The sequence below is a fragment of the Streptomyces sp. NPDC101152 genome (assembly GCF_044768275.1).
Taxonomy (GTDB): Bacteria; Actinomycetota; Actinomycetes; order Streptomycetales; family Streptomycetaceae; genus Streptomyces.
In genome coordinates this window covers 16730-32807 of sequence record NZ_JBIWPO010000028.1, presented here as the reverse complement: position 1 = coordinate 32807, position 16078 = coordinate 16730, and the positions used below count along the sequence as shown (strand labels likewise).

The window sequence follows — 16078 nt, the reverse complement described above, 5'->3', positions numbered from 1 at the left end:
TCAATTAGTGAAAGGGTGGTTGTACGGGTGGTCGAGTACCGCATCGACCGGCGCTCCGGCGTCGCCACCTATGTCCAGATCGTCCAGCAGACCAAGCAGGCACTGCGCCTCGGCCTGCTCGAACCGGGGGACCGGCTGCCCACCGCCCGTGAGGTGGTCGAGGCCACCGCCATCAACCCCAACACGGTCCTGAAGGCCTACCGGGAGCTGGAACGCGAGGGCCTGGTCGAGGCCCGCCGCGGCCTCGGCACCTTCGTGCGCCGCTCCCTCGGCGCCCAGCCCGCCGACTCGCCCCTGCGCGCCGAACTCGACGAGTGGGCGAGGCGGGCCCGGTCGGCAGGCCTCGGCCGCGAGGACGTGGACGCGCTCTTCACGGCCGTCCTCGACGAACACTTCCCGAAGGGGGACCAGTGAGTTCCACCAGCACCGCCCCGGCCGTCGCCCTGGAGGCGACCCGGCTCGGCAAGCGGTACGGCAGGAGGGCCGCCGCCGCCCTGGACGACTGCTCCTTCCGCCTGCCCGCCGGCCGGATCAGCGCCCTGGTCGGCCCCAACGGCGCCGGCAAGTCGACCCTGCTGTCCCTGGCCGCCGGACTGCTGCGGCCCACCTCCGGAACCCTCACCGTCCTCGGCGCCGCACCCGGCGAGTTCCGCGAGCGGGTCTCCTACCTCGCCCAGAACAAGCCCCTCTACGCCCAGCTGACGGTCGCCGAGACGCTGCGCCTGGGCGCCGACCTCAACCCGGCCCGCTGGGACGCCGCCCGAGCCGCCCGGATCGTCGAGGAGGGCGCACTCGACCACGGGGCCCGCATCCGCGCGCTCTCCGGCGGCCAGCGCACCCGCGTGGCGCTCGCACTCGCCCTCGGCAAGCGGCCCGACCTGATGCTGCTGGACGAGCCGATGGCCGACCTCGACCCGCTCGCCCGGCACGACCTCATGGGCACCCTGATGGCGGACGCCGCCGAGCGCGGCACGACGGTGCTGATGTCCTCGCACATCGTCAGCGAACTGGCCGACGTCTGCGACCACCTGCTGCTCCTGGGCGGCAGCCGGGTCCGGCTCGGCGGCGGCATCGACGACCTGCTCGCCGCGCACACCGTGGTCACCGGCCGCGGCACCCCCGCCGACCTCGCCCCGCACACCGTCATCGAGTCCCGTACGGCGGGCCGCGGCCTGACCGCGCTGATCCGCCGCGAGGGCCCGGTCCGCGAGGGCTGGGCCACCGCCGACCCGTCCCTGGAGGACCTCCTGCTCGCCCACCTGCGCTCCCCGGACGCCCCGACCCTGCTCACCCCGAGCGCGACCCCCGACACCGCGGCGGTGACCGCGTGACCACGACGACGCCCCTCAAGCCCGCCGCCCGCGCCCGCACCGCCCCCCTGCGCCCCCGCGGCCTGATACGCACCGTCCTGCGGCTGCACCGCACCGCGCTGTGGATCTGGGTGGTGTTCGTCGCCGGTACCGCGGGGCTGTTGCTGTGGCTGGACGGGCCGCGGGCGCACTCCGCGCAGCAGATGCTGGAACGGTTCGGCTACGCGGGCGTACTGGATGCGTCCTCCTCGATCACGCTCCTGTCGTTCACCTCGGGCATCTACGACAACCTCTTCTACGACCCCGACACCCTGATCACGCTGGCCTCCTTCGCGGTGGCCCTGTTCGCCGGCGGCCCGCTGATCGCCCGCGAGCTGGAGAGCGGCACCGCGCGGCTCGCCTGGACGCAGGGCGTGTCCCCGGCGCGCTGGCTCGCCGCCAAGCTCGCCGTGCCCGGGGCCTTCGTCGCCCTCGGCACCGGAGTGCTGGTGGTGCTGTACCGCAAGCTCTGGTCCGACCACGGCAACCTGCTGATCGCCGGGATCGGCCCGCGCTCCCTGTACTTCTCCCTCGGCCCCGCCACCGTCGCCGCCCCGCTGCTGGGACTCGCCCTCGGCGTGCTCCTCGGGCTGCTGACCCGCCGCACGCTCGCCGCACTGGCGTCCAGCGGGTTCGCGTACTTCCTGGTGTACGCCTTCCGGGGCAACCACTGGCCCTTCCAGGGCCGCTACCAGACGCCCGACCTGGACTCCCACAGCTGGGCGGTGACCACCTCGGGCGCCTACGTCGGCGACCCGGGCTGCTACACCGACCGGGCCTGCCTCGCCCGCCACCACATCGTCCGCTTCGACCGCGCCTACCTGCCCTCCCCGGACTACTGGCCCCGCCAACTCCTGGAGACCGGCGTCCTGCTGGCCCTGACCGTCCTCACCGTCGCCGCGGCCTTCGCCGTACTGCGCAGGCGCAGCAGCCACGTGTAGGTTCGGGGCGGCTTCCGGACATCCGTCACCTCGACCGCGGTCGAGGCGGACGCTCCGGAGCCGCCCCCAGATATCCCGCACGCCATGTCGCCGTAACCAACGGTTCAGACAGGCTTGCGACGCTCGGCCAATGACGCCCTCCGTGCCAGAACCTTCGCCGCCACGCGAGGGGACCGCGGGGAACGGGGACGCCCTCCGCTCCGTGCACGTGCTCCCACCCGCGCTGTCCGACGCGCCCGTAACGCCTCTGGCGCGGAAGAATGGGTTCATGACGCAGCAAGACACCCAGGCACAGGTTCAGCACGCACAGCCCTCCGTGGGCTCCATAGCCGCGCACCGCCCGCACACCGTGGCCGCCGCGGTCTCCGACCTGGAACCCGACATCGACGCCGACCTCGATGCCTACGAGGAGGCGCCGTTCGACGGGCCGCTGCTGCCGCAGGGACGATTCCTCGACCGGGAGCGCAGCTGGCTGGCGTTCAACGAGCGGGTCCTCGAACTCGCCGAGGACCCGAACACGCCCCTGCTGGAGCGCGCCAACTTCCTCGCGATCTTCGCCAGCAACCTGGACGAGTTCTTCATGGTCCGGGTGGCCGGCCTGAAGCGCCGTATCGCCACCGGGGTCGCCACCCGCTCCGCCTCCGGCCTGCAGCCGCGCGAGGTCCTGGAGATGATCTGGGCCCGCTCCCGCGAGCTGATGGCCCGGCACGCCGCCTGCTACCACGAGGACGTCGCCCCCGCGCTCGCCGAGGAGGGCATCCACCTGGTCCGCTGGGCCGAGCTGACGGAGAAGGAGCAGGCCCGCCTCTTCACGCTCTTCCGGCACCAGATCTTCCCCGTGCTGACCCCGCTGGCGGTCGACCCGGCGCACCCCTTCCCGTACATCTCCGGCCTCTCCCTGAACCTGGCCGTGGTCGTGCGCAACCCCGTCACCGGTCACCGCCACTTCGCCCGCGTCAAGGTGCCGCCGCTGCTGTCCCGCTTCCTGGAGAGCTCCCCGGGCCGCTACGTCCCCATCGAGGACGTCATCGCCGCCCACCTGGAGGAGCTGTTCCCGGGCATGGAGGTGCTCGAGCACCACGCCTTCCGGCTCACCCGCAACGAGGACCTGGAGGTCGAGGAGGACGACGCGGAGAACCTGCTCCAGGCCCTGGAGAAGGAGCTCATGCGGCGCCGCTTCGGGCCGCCGGTGCGCCTGGAGGTCGAGGAGTCCATCGACCGCGAGGTCCTCGACCTGCTGGTGCGGGAGCTGAAGATCAGCGAGGCCGAGGTGTACCCGCTGCCGGGCCCGCTCGACCTCACCGGCCTCTTCCGCATCGCCGGTCTCGACCGTCCCGAGCTCAAGTACAAGAAGTTCATCGCCGGCGTCCACCGCGACCTCGCCGAGGTCGAGTCGGCGTCCGCGCCCGACATCTTCGCCGCCCTGCGCACCCGCGACGTGCTGCTGCACCACCCGTACGACAGCTTCTCCACCTCCGTGCAGGCCTTCCTGCAGCAGGCGGCCGATGACCCGGACGTCCTCGCCATCAAGCAGACCCTGTACCGCACCTCGGGCGACTCCCCGATAGTCGACGCGCTCATCGACGCGGCCGAGGCCGGCAAGCAGGTTCTCGTCCTGGTCGAGATCAAGGCCCGCTTCGACGAGCACGCCAACATCAAGTGGGCGCGCAAGCTGGAGGAGGCCGGCTGCCACGTCGTCTACGGCCTGGTGGGCCTCAAGACGCACTGCAAGCTGTCCCTGGTGGTCCGTCAGGAGGGCGACACGCTCCGGCGCTACAGCCACGTCGGCACGGGCAACTACCACCCGAAGACGGCCCGGCTGTACGAGGACCTCGGCCTGCTCACCGCCGACCCCCAGGTGGGCGCCGACCTCTCCGACCTCTTCAACCGCCTCTCCGGCTACTCGCGCCGCGAGACCTACCGCCGTCTGCTCGTCGCCCCCAAGTCCCTGCGCGACGGCCTGATCGCGCGGATCAACAAAGAGGCCCAGCACCACCGTGCCGGGCGTCCCGCCTTCATCCGCATCAAGGTCAACTCGATGGTCGACGAGGCGATCATCGACGCGCTCTACCGGGCGTCCCAGGCCGGTGTGCCGGTCGACGTCTGGGTGCGCGGCATCTGCGCCGTGCGCCCGGGCGTCGCGGGCCTGTCGGAGAACATCCGGGTCCGTTCCATCCTCGGCCGCTTCCTGGAGCACTCCCGGGTCTTCGCCTTCGGCAACGGCGGCGAGCCCGAGGTGTGGATCGGCAGCGCCGACATGATGCACCGCAACCTCGACCGCCGTATCGAGGCCCTGGTCAGGGTTACCGACCCGGCCCACCGCGCAGCCCTGAACCGGCTGTTGGAGACCGGCATGTCCGACACCACCGCTTCCTGGCACCTCGGGCCGGACGGCGAGTGGATCCGGCACGCCACCGACGCGGACGGCGGGCCCCTGCGAAACGTCCAGGAGATGCTCATAGACGCCCGGAGGCGCCGGCGTGGCACAGCAACACCTTGACCCGACGGACTCCACGGCCGGGCCCGCCCCCACCGGGGACGCCCTCGCGGGCTACCTGCGGGCCCAGGCCACGGAGTTCCTCCGCGCCCTGCGGCAGCACCGGGAGACCGGAACGGCCGCCGCTTCGAACGGCACGGAGGAGTCCGTCGACGCGGCGCGCGCCCTGCGCCGCTCGGTCCGCCGCATCAGCGGCAGCCTGCACACGTACCGCCCGCTCCTGGAGACCGAGTGGTCGGAGAGCCTGCGTCCCGAACTGGCGTGGTTGTCGGGCACGTTGTCGATGGAGCACGCCTGCGAGGCCCGCCTGGAGCGGCTGTTGCTCGCGCTGCACCGGCTGTCGGGGGCAACGATTCTCCCCGTGCAGGCGGTTGGCGCAGCCGTGGTGCGCGGTCGCGGCGACACGGCGAACCAGGAACGTGGGAACCTCACCGTCGGGGCGGCGAAGGCGGGCGCCCTCCTGGAACGCCAGCTGACCCTGGCCCGGACGCGGGCCCACTCCACCGCCCTGCAGGCCCTCGGCTCCTCCCGCTTCCACGCCGTCGCCGACAAGGTGGCCGTCCTGGCGAGCGAGGTCCCCCTCACCGCCGCCGCCCACACCACCGAACTCGGCCCGCTCGCCGCCGCGGCCGAGGAGCGCCTCACCGACGCCGTCGCCGCGCTCCCCCTGGTCACCGCGGGCAGCCCGTACAACGCGGAGGCGCTTGTGCACGGCCTCTCCCCCGACCCCAGCCCGCACCCCCAGGACGCCCCCTGGCACCAGGTCCGCCTCCTGCTGCGCCTGCACCGCTACGCCCGCGAGGCCCTGTTCGGCACGGACGCCCCGATCGACGTCCGCCTGCTGACCGCCGGCCAGGCCCTGGACCGGCACCGGGACGCCTCGGAGGCGGCGGCCGCGGCCGCCTCGGCGGCCCGCACCCCCCGGATCGCCCCGGCGACGGCCTACGCGCTCGGGGTGCTCCACGCGGACCAGCGCCACGAGGTGGAGGCGGCCCGGTTCGCGTTCCAGCAGTGCTGGCAGAAGCAGGTGGTGACCAGGTGACCCCGCCCCCCGACGGCGACGCCACGCTCGTCCAGGCCGCCGGCTGCGTCCTGTGGCGGCGCTCCCCGATCGACGGCGCGCTGGAGGTCTGCCTGGTCCACCGGCCCAAGTACGACGACTGGTCGCACCCCAAGGGCAAGTTGAAGCGCGGCGAGGACGCGCTCGCCGGCGCGCTGCGCGAGGTCGAGGAGGAGACGGGCTGCACGGCCGAGCCCGGCACCGAGCTGGGCAGCGTGCGCTACTTCGCCAACGGCCGTCCCAAGCAGGTGCGTTACTGGGCCGCGGAGGTCACCGCGGGCTCGTTCACCCCGAACGACGAGGTGGACCGCGTGCTGTGGCTGTCCCCCGCGGCGGCCCGCAGCCGGCTGACCCAGTACCGCGACCGGACCCTCGTCGACGAGCTGCTGGCCACCTTCCGTCACGTGCTCTGAGGCCGCCCGTGCCCCTCGGCGTCCGTCCTGGCCTGGCTCCGGGCCCTGCGGGCCGGCCCGCGCCAGCCGCAGCTGCACCGGGCAAAACAGAAACGGCCCTGTTCGACCGTCGTCGTGCGATGTTCCTCCTGCGCCACTCTGACAACGTTACCCATCCCCGGGTGCGGTGATCCCCCGCGCGTGACGGCTCCTCGCGGCCGTCGTTGAACGGGACGACAGGGGGGCCATGACGGACGGACCGGCTGGGGGTTGCAGGGGATGGCCGAGCGGCGGCGCAGGGCGGGCGGGGCGGTGGTCGCGGGGGTCGTGGTCTGTCTCGGGGCCGCCGGGTGTTCCGGCCCCGGCGCGGCCGCCGACGACTCCCCGGCCGACGCGGTGCGGATCCTGCACCGGGCCGCCGAAACCCTGGTGGCGGCGGGCAGTTCGAAGGCCACCACCTCGATGGAGATGGCCACCGGCGGTACCCGCGTCACCATCCGCGGCCAGGGCGTGTACGACTTCCACGGCCGGCTCGGCCGGCTGACGCTACGGCTCCCCCAGGACCCGACCGGCGCCGCCGAGCACCCCCCGATCACCGAACTCCTCACGCCGGGCGCCCTGTTCATGAAGAACCGCGGCGCCGGGGTGCCCGCCGACAAGTGGATCCGGGTCGACACGGCCACCGTCTCCGACGGCAACCTGGTGACCGGCGGCGCGACCGACCCGTTCGCCGCCGCCGAGCTGCTGCGCGGCACCCGCACGGCGAGGTACCTCGGCCGGACCGACCTCGCGGGGACCGAGGTACGGCACTACCGCGGCACCGCCGACCTCGCCCTCGCCGCGCGGGGTGCCGCCGGGGGCGTCCGGCAGTCTCTCGCCGCGGCGGCGAAGGGGTTCGCCAGCGCCGAGGTGCCGTTCGACGTCTACCTCGACGACCAGGGCCGCATCCGCAAGATCCGGCACCGCTTCAGCTTCGTGGGCGGCCGGAACAAGGCCGCCGTCGCGGTGGCCTCGACGACGCTGCTGTACGACTTCGGGGTTCCGGCGACCGTGACTCTGCCGGCGTCCCGGGACATCTACGCCGGGAAGATCGCCGAGTGACGCCCTCCTACCGGGGAAGGATCGCGGGCGTCAAGAACTAGCCCTTACGTGCCATGCGCGGTCTGTAGCCGCTCCCTACTCTAGGAAGTCGGTGACGGCAGAGATGAGGTGATGCGCGTGGCTCCGGTCGGCGGTACGGCAGTTCAGGACCACGTGGCCCTCGCCGAGATCGAGCTGTGCGGAGAGCTGATCATCGCGGCCTCGGCCGCAGGCGGGGAGCGGCTCAGCCTGGAGAGCATCGACGAGGTGCTGAGAGTCTCCGAGGAGCGCGACGACCCTCGCGGTGCCTGAGCGGTCCTCGCGAACTCCGCTCCGGTTCGGCACGCCCCAAAGGGGCGTGGGGCACTACGCGACCGGCCACAACGGGCCGACAGGTGATCGGCGGCCCACCGCGGCACTTCCCGTGGAGCACTTGGCGGTCAGGTGCGCAGCATGCGCGCGATCGCCTTCGTGGCCTCGTCCACCTTCGCGTCGATCTCGTCCCCGCCCCGGAGGGCAGCGTCGGCGACGCAGTGGCGCAAATGCTCCTCCAGCAACTGCAGCGCGAAGGACTGCAGCGCCTTGGTGGAGGCGGACACCTGCGTGAGTATGTCGATGCAGTAGACGTCCTCGTCGACCATCCGCTGCAACCCGCGGATCTGGCCCTCGATCCGGCGCAGCCGCTTGAGGTGCTCGTCCTTCTGCTTGTGGTACCCATGCGTGGTGTTCTGTTCGGTTTTGTCCTGAAAGCCGTCGGAGGGCGCCGTCGCGCCGGCCTCGGTGGTCGTCATCGCGTCCTCCCACAAGACGTGCGGACATATACCCCTAGTGGGTATATGGTACCGGAGTTTGCTGGGTATACGGCCCTTGGTACGCCCCCGTGCGGATCACTGTGACTGATGGGCGACACTGGGGGACGGCCCATTAGCCGTGGCCGGATGATGCACTTAGCATCAGCCTGACCGAAACCGATGCATCCCGAGGACCCCTTGTGCGCTTTCGTCTGACCCCCAGGGAGACGAGCTTCTACGACATGTTCGCCGCATCCGCGGACAACATCGTCACGGGCTCGAAGCTCCTGATGGAACTGCTCGGGGCGGACGCACCTGCCCGAGCCGAGATCGCAGAGCGTATGCGGGCCGCGGAACACGCAGGTGACGACGCCACGCACGCGATCTTCCACCAGCTGAACTCCTCGTTCATCACGCCCTTCGACCGCGAGGACATCTACTCCCTCGCGTCGTCCCTCGACGACATCATGGACTTCATGGAGGAGGCCGTCGACCTGGTCGTCCTCTACAACGTCGAGGAACTGCCGAAGGGCGTCGAGCAGCAGATCGAGGTGCTGGCACGGGCGGCCGAGCTGACGGCCGAGGCCATGCCCAACCTGCGCACGATGGACAACCTCACCGAGTACTGGATCGAGGTCAACCGCCTGGAGAACCAGGCCGACCAGATCCACCGCAAGCTCCTCGCCCACCTCTTCAACGGCAAGTACGACGCGATCGAGGTGCTCAAGCTCAAGCAGATCGTGGACGTGCTGGAGGAAGCCGCCGACGCTTTCGAGCATGTGGCGAACACGGTGGAGACCATCGCCGTCAAGGAGTCCTGAGGCGTCGATGGACACCTTCGCTCTGATCGTGACCATCGCGGTCGCGCTCTTCTTCACGTACACCAACGGCTTTCACGACTCGGCGAACGCGATCGCGACCTCCGTGTCGACGCGGGCGCTGACCCCGCGGGCCGCTCTCGCCATGGCCGCGGTCATGAACCTGGCCGGCGCCTTCCTCGGCTCCGGGGTGGCCAAGACCGTCAGCGAGGGGCTGATCGCGACGCCGTCGGGCTCCCAGGGGATGGCCATCCTCTTCTCGGCCCTGGTCGGCGCGATCACCTGGAACCTGATCACCTGGTACTACGGCCTGCCGTCCTCCTCCTCCCACGCCCTGTTCGGCGGTCTGGTGGGGGCGGCACTGGCGGGCAGTACGACGGTCCACTGGTCGGGAGTCCTGGACAAGGTCGTCATCCCGATGTTCCTGTCCCCCGTCGTCGGCCTCGTCGTCGGCTACCTGGTGATGCTGGCCATCCTGTGGATCTTCCGCAGGACCAACCCGCACAAGACCAAGCGCGGCTTCCGCATAGCGCAGACCGTCTCGGCCGCCGGCATGGCCCTCGGTCATGGCCTGCAGGACGCCCAGAAGACGATGGGCGTCGTCGTCATGGCACTGGTGATTTCCGGCCATGAGACGTACGGCGACCCGATCCCGGTCTGGGTGAAGCTCGTCTGCGCCGTCATGCTCTCCCTGGGCACCTACGCGGGCGGCTGGCGCATCATGCGCACCCTCGGCCGCAAGATCATCGAACTGGACCCGCCGCAGGGCTTCGCCGCGGAGACCACCGGCGCCGCGATCATGTTCTCCACCGCGTACCTCTTCAAGGCCCCCGTCTCCACGACCCACGTCATCACCTCGGCCATCATGGGCGTCGGCGCGACGAAGCGCGTGAACGCGGTCCGCTGGGGAGTCGCCAAGAACATCGTCCTCGGCTGGTTCATCACGATGCCTGCGGCGGCCCTGGTGGCGGCGGGCGTCTACGGCCTGGTGAACCTGGTGTTCCTGTAGGGCATCTGCGGAAATCTCCTCCGGTACGACGACGGGCCCGCCCCCGGGAGCGAGGGCGGGCCCTTCATCGTCCTCGCGGTGGCACCGCCATGCAGCACCGCGAGGGGTCTTCGGGATCAGCCGAAGCGGCCGGAGATGTAGTCCTCCGTCGCCTGGACCGACGGGTTGGAGAAGATCCGCTCCGTGTCGTCGATCTCGATCAGCTTGCCGGGCTGCCCGACCGCCGCGAGGTTGAAGAACGCCGTACGGTCCGAGACCCGTGCCGCCTGCTGCATGTTGTGCGTCACGATGACGATCGTGAAGCGCTCCTTCAGCTCACCGATCAGGTCCTCGATGGCGAGGGTCGAGATCGGGTCGAGCGCCGAGCACGGCTCGTCCATCAGCAGCACCTTCGGCTCGACCGCGATCGCGCGGGCGATGCACAGCCGCTGCTGCTGACCACCCGACAGCCCCGAACCGGGCTTGTTCAGGCGGTCCTTGACCTCGTTCCAGAGGTTCGCGCCCTTGAGCGACTTCTCGACGATGTCACCGAGCTCGCTCTTCTTGAAGTTGCCGTTCAGCCGCAGCCCCGCCGCCACGTTGTCGAAGATCGACATGGTGGGGAAGGGGTTCGGCCGCTGGAACACCATGCCGACCTCGCGCCGCACCGACACCGGGTCGACGCCGGGCCCGTACAGGTCCTCGTCGTCCAGCAGCACCTTGCCCTCGACCCGGCCGCCCGAGGTGACCTCGTGCATCCGGTTCAGCGTGCGCAGGAACGTCGACTTGCCGCAGCCCGACGGTCCGATGAAGGCCGTCACCGTGCGGGGCTCGACGGTCATCGAGATGTCCTCGATCGCCTTGTGGGAGCCGTAGTAGGCGGTCAGTCCGCTTACGTCGATTCGCTTGGCCATGATTACTTCACTTCCAGATTTCTTCGGTCGCCGATGGCCGCGGTCAGCGACCGGTCTTCGGGGCCTTCCAGCGGGCGATGCCGCGGGCCACCAGGTTCAGGATCATCACGAAGGCGATCAGGGTCAGCGAAGCCGCCCAGGCCCGGTTGTACGCGTAGTCGTTGCCGGCGGCGTACTGCTGGTAGATGTACAGCGGCAGCGACTGCTGCGGCCCCGAGAAGGGGTTGTTGTTGATGAACCGGTTACCGAACACCAACAGCAGCACAGGGGCGGTCTCACCGGTGATACGGGCGACGGCCAGCATGACGCCGGTCGTGATGCCACCGATGGAGGTCGGCAGGACCACCTTCAGGATGGTGCGCCACTTCGGGACACCCAGTGCCAGGGAAGCCTCCCGCAGCTCGTTCGGGACGAGCTTGAGCATCTCCTCCGTGGACCGCACGACCACCGGCATCATCAGGATGGCCAGGGCCAGCGAACCGGCGAAGCCGAAGGGCTGCATCTGGAAGATCAGCATCAGGGAGAGGATGAACAGACCCGCGACGATGGACGGGACACCCGTCATGACGTCGACGAAGAAGGTGACCGCCTGGGCGAGCCGACCACGGCCGTACTCCACCAGGTAGATGGCGGTCAGCACGCCGATCGGTGCCGCGATGAGGGTGGCGAGACCGACCTGCTCCAGGCTGCCGACGATGGCGTGGTAGATGCCACCGCCCGGCTGGGAGTCGGCGACGAGGCCCATCGAGTGGGTCAGGAAGTAGACGTCGAGGACCTTCACACCGCGCACCACGGTCACCCAGACCAGGGAGACCAGCGGCACGAGGGCGACCAGGAAGGCGACCCAGATCAGGCCGGTGGCGATCCGGTCCTTGGCCTGGCGGCGGCCCTCGACCTTGGCGGCGATGCCGTAGGTGGAGATCAGGAAGAGCAGACCGGCGATCAGACCCCACTGCACCTTGGTGAGCCCGGCACCCGTCCCGATGGCGACGGCGACGGCGACGGAGCCACCGGCGATCGCCCAGGGCGACCAATTCGGCAGGCTCGCGGCGCGCAGGGTGCTGGGGCGCTTCTCAGCGATGGCGGCGTTACTCATGCGTTGGCCCCCGAGTACTCCTTGCGGCGGGCGATGATCATGCGGGCCGCGCCGTTGACCAGCAGGGTGATGACGAACAGGACCAGACCGGAGGCGATCAGCGCGTCCCGGCCGAAGTCGTCCGCCTCGCCGAACTTGCTGGCGATGTTCTGGGCGAAGGTGCCGCCGCCCGGGTTGAGCAGGCTGCCGTGGATCAGGAAGTCCGGGGACAGGACGGTGGCGACGGCCATCGTCTCGCCGAGCGCGCGGCCGAGGCCGAGCATCGACGCGGAGATCACACCGGAGCGGCCGAACGGCAGGACGGCCATGCGGATGACCTCCCAGCGCGTGGCGCCGAGGGCCAGGGCCGCCTCCTCGTGCATCTGCGGGACCTGGCGGAAGACCTCGCGGCTGACGTTGGTGATGATCGGCAGGATCATGATCGCGAGCAGGATGCCCACGGTGAGCAGGGAGCGCGGGGCGCCCTGGTCCCAGGAGAGGAACCCGGTCCAGCCGAAGAAGTCGTTGAGCCAGCCGAAGAGACCGGTCATGTGCGGTACGAGGATCAGCGCGCCCCACAGGCCGTAGACGATGGACGGCACCGCGGCGAGCAGGTCGACCACGTACGCGATGGGGCCGGCGATCCGGCGCGGGGCGTAGTGCGTGAGGAACAGCGCGATGGCCACCGCGACCGGGACCGCGAGGACCATGGCGATGATCGAGGAGATCACCGTGCCGTAGGCCAGCACCGCGATACCGAAGGACGGCGGCTGGATGTTGGTGTTCCACTCGAAGGTGGTGAGGAAGTTGCCGTGGTTCTTGCTGAGCGCGAGGGAAGCGCGGTAGGTGAGGAAGACCGCGATCGCGGCCATGATCACCAACAGCACGATGCCCGACCCACGGGAGAGACCGAGGAAGATCCGGTCTCCGGGTCGGGTGGCGCCGCGGGCGTTGCGCTTCTGCTCGGCCGCGGTGGGCTGGGGGGTGGGAGGAGGCGCGTCTTTTATCTGTGTGGTGTCCATCGGGTTCTCCGGTCTGCGGAGCCGCACGCGAGGTGCGGCTCTGCGAAGCCGTACGTGACGTACGGCTCGTGGCGGCGGTGCACCGGACGGTGCGGTCCGGCCCCGGGGCGGGCCCGGGACCGGAGCGCACACTCAGTTCAGCTCAGGCCCTCGATGGTGGTGCGGACCTTGGCGTTGATCTCGGCGGGGATGGGGGCGTACTTCAGGCCGGACAGAAGGTTCTGGCCGTCCTGGGAGGCGATGTAGCGCAGGAACGCCTTGGTGGCGGGGAGGGTGTCCGACTTGTTGCCCTTGTCGCACACGATCTCGTAGGTCACCAGGGTGATCGGGTACGCGCCGTCGGCCTTGGTGTTGTAGTTCAGCTTGAGCGACAGATCCTGGCCCACGCCAGTCACCTTGGCGTCGGCGATGGCCTTGGAGGCGGAGTCGCTGCTCGGGGCGACCGGCGCACTGGCACCGGTGTTGATGCTGACGGCGTTGACACCGTCGGTGACGTAGGACAGCTCGAAGTAGCCGATGGAGCCGTTGGTCTGCTTGACCTGGGCGGCGACACCGGAGGACTGCGCGGCGGCCTGGCCACCCTTGGCCTGCCAGGCCTTGCCACCGGAGTAGGTCCAGTCGCTCGGGGCCGCGGCCTTCAGGTACTTGGTGAAGTTGTCCGTCGTACCCGACTCGTCGGAGCGGTGGAACGCCTGGATCTTCAGGTGCGGGAGCTTCGCCGACGGGTTCAGCTTCTTGATGGCCGCGTCGTCCCAGTACTGGATCTTGCTGTCGAAGATCTTGGCCAGGGTCGGGGCGTCCAGGACCAGGTTGGACACGCCGGAGAGGTTGTAGCCGACCGCGATCGGGCCGCCGACCATCGGGAGGTCGATGCCCTGACCGCCGGAGCAGACCTTCTTGGAGGCCGTGACCTCTTCGGGCTTCAGCGCCGAGTCGGAACCGGCGAAGGCGAGCTGACCCTGGGTGAAGGAGGTGACACCCGCACCGGAACCGCCGGCCTTGTAGTTGATCTGCACGCCACAGGCCTTGGAGAACTGCGCCACCCAGGCGTCGATCGCGTTCTTCTGCGCCGACGAGCCGTCGGACAGCAGCTGGCCCTTGGCATTGTCACACTTGATGGAACCCGCCTGCGTGGTGGCGGACGCGCTGCTGCCGCCGCTGCTGCTGCCACTGCTGGTGTTGTCCGAGCCGCACGCCGTGAGGACCAGGGCGCCCGACGCGGCGAGTGCACCGAGGGCGATGGCCCGCCGATTCATGCGCTGAAGCTTCACTTGAAAGAGTTCCTTCCAGTAGCCGCCGTCCTGAATCGGCGGCGTGCGAAGTTGCGAAGTCCGGGTGATGGGGGCACGTCTCCAGGGGGATGCGGCCCGCATCGCGTAAGGCCGAAATTAGGCAGATCAGGTGAAGGCGCCTATGGGCCCAAATGAACGAGAGGTGAACCCCTGCAGACGTTGTGGTTAGGTCACGGAACGCTCACGGGGAGGGCACGTGTCGATTTCCGGATCCACGGTGACACAGCGGTGACACGCAGGCCGGAACCCAGGGGGGTCGGCGTGCCGTCTCGTCCCCCGAGAGCCAACGGGAGGCACATATGCAACGGCGTACGTTCACGGTCGGCGGCGCGGCCGCGATGGCGGCCTTCGCCACGGCGGCCTGCCGGGGCGGCTCCGCCGCCGCGCACACCAGCACCTCCTCGTCCGGCTCCGGTACGGCCCTGAGGTCGACGTCGGCCAAGACGGCCGCCGCGAACTGGGCGGCCCTCGCCCGTGACCTGGACGGGCCGCTGATACGCCCCGGCGACGCCCAGTGGGCCACCGCCCACAAGCTGTACAACACCCGCTTCGACTCCCTCCAGCCGGCCGCGGTCGCCTACGTCGCCCACGCCGACGACATCCGTACGACGCTGTCCTACGCCCGCGCCCACGGCCTCCAGGTCGCCATCCGCAACGGCGGCCACTCCTACGCCGGCTGGTCCTCGGGGAACGGCAAGCTGATCCTCGATGTCTCCGAGCTGAACCGCATACGCGTCAGCGGCGGGCAGGCGGTGGTGGGCGCCGGTTCCAAGCTCATCGACGTCTACCGGGCCCTCACGGCGAAGGGCGTGACGATACCGGCGGGCTCCTGCCCCTCGGTCGGCGTCTCCGGTCTGGTCCTGGGCGGCGGCCACGGCGTGGTCTCCCGGGCGTACGGACTGACCTGCGACAGCCTCACCCAGGCCACCCTCATCACGGCGGACGGCAAGCAGCTCACCGCGAACGCGACGACCAACGCGGACCTGTTCTGGGCCCTGCGCGGCGCGGGCAACGGCAACTTCGGCGTCGTGACGGAACTGCAGTTCCGTACCCACCCCGCACCGCAGGCGGTGTCGGCGTACGTGACCTGGCCCTGGGACAAGGCGGCGGCCGTGGTGAAGGCCTGGCAGGAGTGGGGCCCCGACCAGCCGGACGAGATCTGGTCCTCCTGCCACCTGGAGAACGGCGGCTCGCCCACCGTGTCCGTCGCCGCGTTCTCGCTCGGCACCTACGGCGAACTCCAGAACGCGCTGGACCGCCTCGCCTCGAAGGTCGGCGCCCCGGCGCGCAGCGTCACGCTCAAACGGCACACCTACGAGGGCGCGATGGAGGCCTACGCCGGCTGCTCGTCCTTCCCGACCGCCGCCCAGTGCCACCTGCCCGGTACGACGCCGGGCCGCAACCCGCAGGGCGCGCTCGGCCGGGAGACCTACGCGGCCCGTTCGGACTTCTTCGACCGCTCGATATCGTCGGCCGGCATCCAGACCATGCTGGCCCACATCGCCTCGGTCCAGGGCGGCGCCGGCAGCATCGCCCTCACCGCCCTCGGCGGCGCGGTCAACCGCGTCTCCCCCACGGCGACGGCCTTCGTCCACCGCCGCTCACGGATGCTGGCCCAGTACATAGCGTCCTGGCGGGCGGGCACGACCGGCACGACAGCCCAGTCCTGGCTGACGAGGACCCACGACGCGATGAAGCCGTACGCCTCCGGCGCGGCCTACCAGAACTACACCGACCCGACCCTGTCGAACTGGCGCAAGGCCTACTACGGCGACGCGGCCCCCCGGCTGGCCACGGTGAAGAAGCAGTACGACCCCGACCACTTCTTCACGTACCCGCAGGCGCTGTAGGGCACTGCT

At 70.3% G+C, this 16078-nt stretch carries 16 protein-coding genes; 11 read left to right on the top strand and 5 right to left on the bottom strand.

Annotated elements, in window-relative coordinates:
- Nucleotides 1-27: 27 nt before the first annotated feature.
- The 8 genes from ACIRVK_RS29600 (at nucleotide 28) to ACIRVK_RS29565 (ending at nucleotide 7631) form a co-directional block, all read left to right on the top strand.
- Nucleotides 28-414: a GntR family transcriptional regulator gene (locus ACIRVK_RS29600; RefSeq protein WP_356770757.1), complete on the top strand. Its 387-nt coding sequence runs from the start codon at nucleotides 28-30 to the stop codon at nucleotides 412-414.
- The gene (locus ACIRVK_RS29595) at nucleotides 411-1331 is read left to right on the top strand and encodes an ABC transporter ATP-binding protein (protein ID WP_404252348.1); all 921 of its coding nucleotides are present in this window, start codon (nucleotides 411-413) and stop codon (nucleotides 1329-1331) included. The genes ACIRVK_RS29600 and ACIRVK_RS29595 overlap by 4 nt, the downstream gene beginning before the upstream one ends.
- Nucleotides 1328-2290, top strand: a complete 963-nt coding sequence (locus tag ACIRVK_RS29590) for a hypothetical protein (RefSeq protein ID WP_404252346.1) — start codon at nucleotides 1328-1330, stop codon at nucleotides 2288-2290. The genes ACIRVK_RS29595 and ACIRVK_RS29590 overlap by 4 nt, the downstream gene beginning before the upstream one ends.
- 268 nt (nucleotides 2291-2558) lie before the next feature.
- Nucleotides 2559-4790, top strand: a complete 2232-nt coding sequence (locus tag ACIRVK_RS29585; RefSeq protein ID WP_404252344.1) for an RNA degradosome polyphosphate kinase — start codon at nucleotides 2559-2561, stop codon at nucleotides 4788-4790.
- Nucleotides 4771-5829, top strand: coding sequence for a CHAD domain-containing protein (locus tag ACIRVK_RS29580; RefSeq protein ID WP_404252342.1), 1059 nt, complete (start codon nucleotides 4771-4773; stop codon nucleotides 5827-5829). The genes ACIRVK_RS29585 and ACIRVK_RS29580 overlap by 20 nt, the downstream gene beginning before the upstream one ends.
- A complete protein-coding gene (locus tag ACIRVK_RS29575) occupies nucleotides 5826-6260 on the top strand; it encodes an NUDIX hydrolase (protein ID WP_404252340.1) in 435 nt (144 codons plus the stop codon). Before ACIRVK_RS29580 ends, ACIRVK_RS29575 begins: the two co-directional genes overlap by 4 nt.
- 258 nt (nucleotides 6261-6518) lie before the next feature.
- Nucleotides 6519-7340 (top strand): hypothetical protein, encoded by an 822-nt coding sequence (locus ACIRVK_RS29570; RefSeq protein WP_404252338.1) that lies wholly within the window; start codon nucleotides 6519-6521, stop codon nucleotides 7338-7340.
- 111 nt (nucleotides 7341-7451) lie between these two features.
- A complete protein-coding gene (locus ACIRVK_RS29565; protein WP_404252336.1) occupies nucleotides 7452-7631 on the top strand; it encodes a hypothetical protein in 180 nt (59 codons plus the stop codon).
- 128 nt (nucleotides 7632-7759) lie between these two features.
- Here ACIRVK_RS29565 and ACIRVK_RS29560 read toward each other — a convergent pair whose 3' ends face one another.
- Complete coding sequence (locus ACIRVK_RS29560) at nucleotides 7760-8110, bottom strand: metal-sensitive transcriptional regulator (RefSeq protein WP_404252334.1); 351 nt, start codon at nucleotides 8108-8110, stop codon at nucleotides 7760-7762.
- A gap of 200 nt (nucleotides 8111-8310) precedes the next feature.
- Between ACIRVK_RS29560 and ACIRVK_RS29555 the strand changes: the two genes are divergently transcribed.
- Nucleotides 8311-8931 (top strand): DUF47 domain-containing protein, encoded by a 621-nt coding sequence (locus ACIRVK_RS29555; RefSeq protein WP_069780066.1) that lies wholly within the window; start codon nucleotides 8311-8313, stop codon nucleotides 8929-8931.
- A 7-nt stretch (nucleotides 8932-8938) separates the two neighbouring features.
- On the top strand, nucleotides 8939-9937 hold the full coding sequence (locus ACIRVK_RS29550; RefSeq protein WP_404252332.1) for an anion permease: 999 nt from the start codon (nucleotides 8939-8941) through the stop codon (nucleotides 9935-9937).
- A gap of 116 nt (nucleotides 9938-10053) precedes the next feature.
- Here the strand turns inward: ACIRVK_RS29550 and pstB are convergent, their stop codons facing one another.
- The 4 genes from pstB to pstS all read right to left on the bottom strand — a co-directional run bounded on the left by pstB (nucleotide 10054) and on the right by pstS (nucleotide 14198).
- Nucleotides 10054-10830, bottom strand: coding sequence for a phosphate ABC transporter ATP-binding protein PstB (gene pstB / locus ACIRVK_RS29545; protein WP_404252330.1), 777 nt, complete (start codon nucleotides 10828-10830; stop codon nucleotides 10054-10056).
- Between the two features lie 43 nt (nucleotides 10831-10873).
- Nucleotides 10874-11926 carry a phosphate ABC transporter permease PstA gene (gene pstA, locus ACIRVK_RS29540; RefSeq protein ID WP_404252328.1) on the bottom strand — a complete coding sequence of 351 codons (1053 nt, stop codon included), beginning with the start codon at nucleotides 11924-11926 and terminating at the stop codon, nucleotides 10874-10876.
- Nucleotides 11923-12927: a phosphate ABC transporter permease subunit PstC gene (pstC, locus tag ACIRVK_RS29535; protein ID WP_404252326.1), complete on the bottom strand. Its 1005-nt coding sequence runs from the start codon at nucleotides 12925-12927 to the stop codon at nucleotides 11923-11925. The genes pstA and pstC overlap by 4 nt, the downstream gene beginning before the upstream one ends.
- A gap of 137 nt (nucleotides 12928-13064) precedes the next feature.
- Nucleotides 13065-14198 carry a phosphate ABC transporter substrate-binding protein PstS gene (pstS, locus tag ACIRVK_RS29530; RefSeq protein ID WP_404252324.1) on the bottom strand — a complete coding sequence of 378 codons (1134 nt, stop codon included), beginning with the start codon at nucleotides 14196-14198 and terminating at the stop codon, nucleotides 13065-13067.
- A gap of 320 nt (nucleotides 14199-14518) precedes the next feature.
- On the opposite strand from pstS, the gene ACIRVK_RS29525 reads away from it, so the two are divergent.
- Nucleotides 14519-16069 carry an FAD-binding oxidoreductase gene (locus ACIRVK_RS29525; RefSeq protein WP_404252322.1) on the top strand — a complete coding sequence of 517 codons (1551 nt, stop codon included), beginning with the start codon at nucleotides 14519-14521 and terminating at the stop codon, nucleotides 16067-16069.
- The last annotated feature ends 9 nt before the right edge of the window (nucleotides 16070-16078 follow it).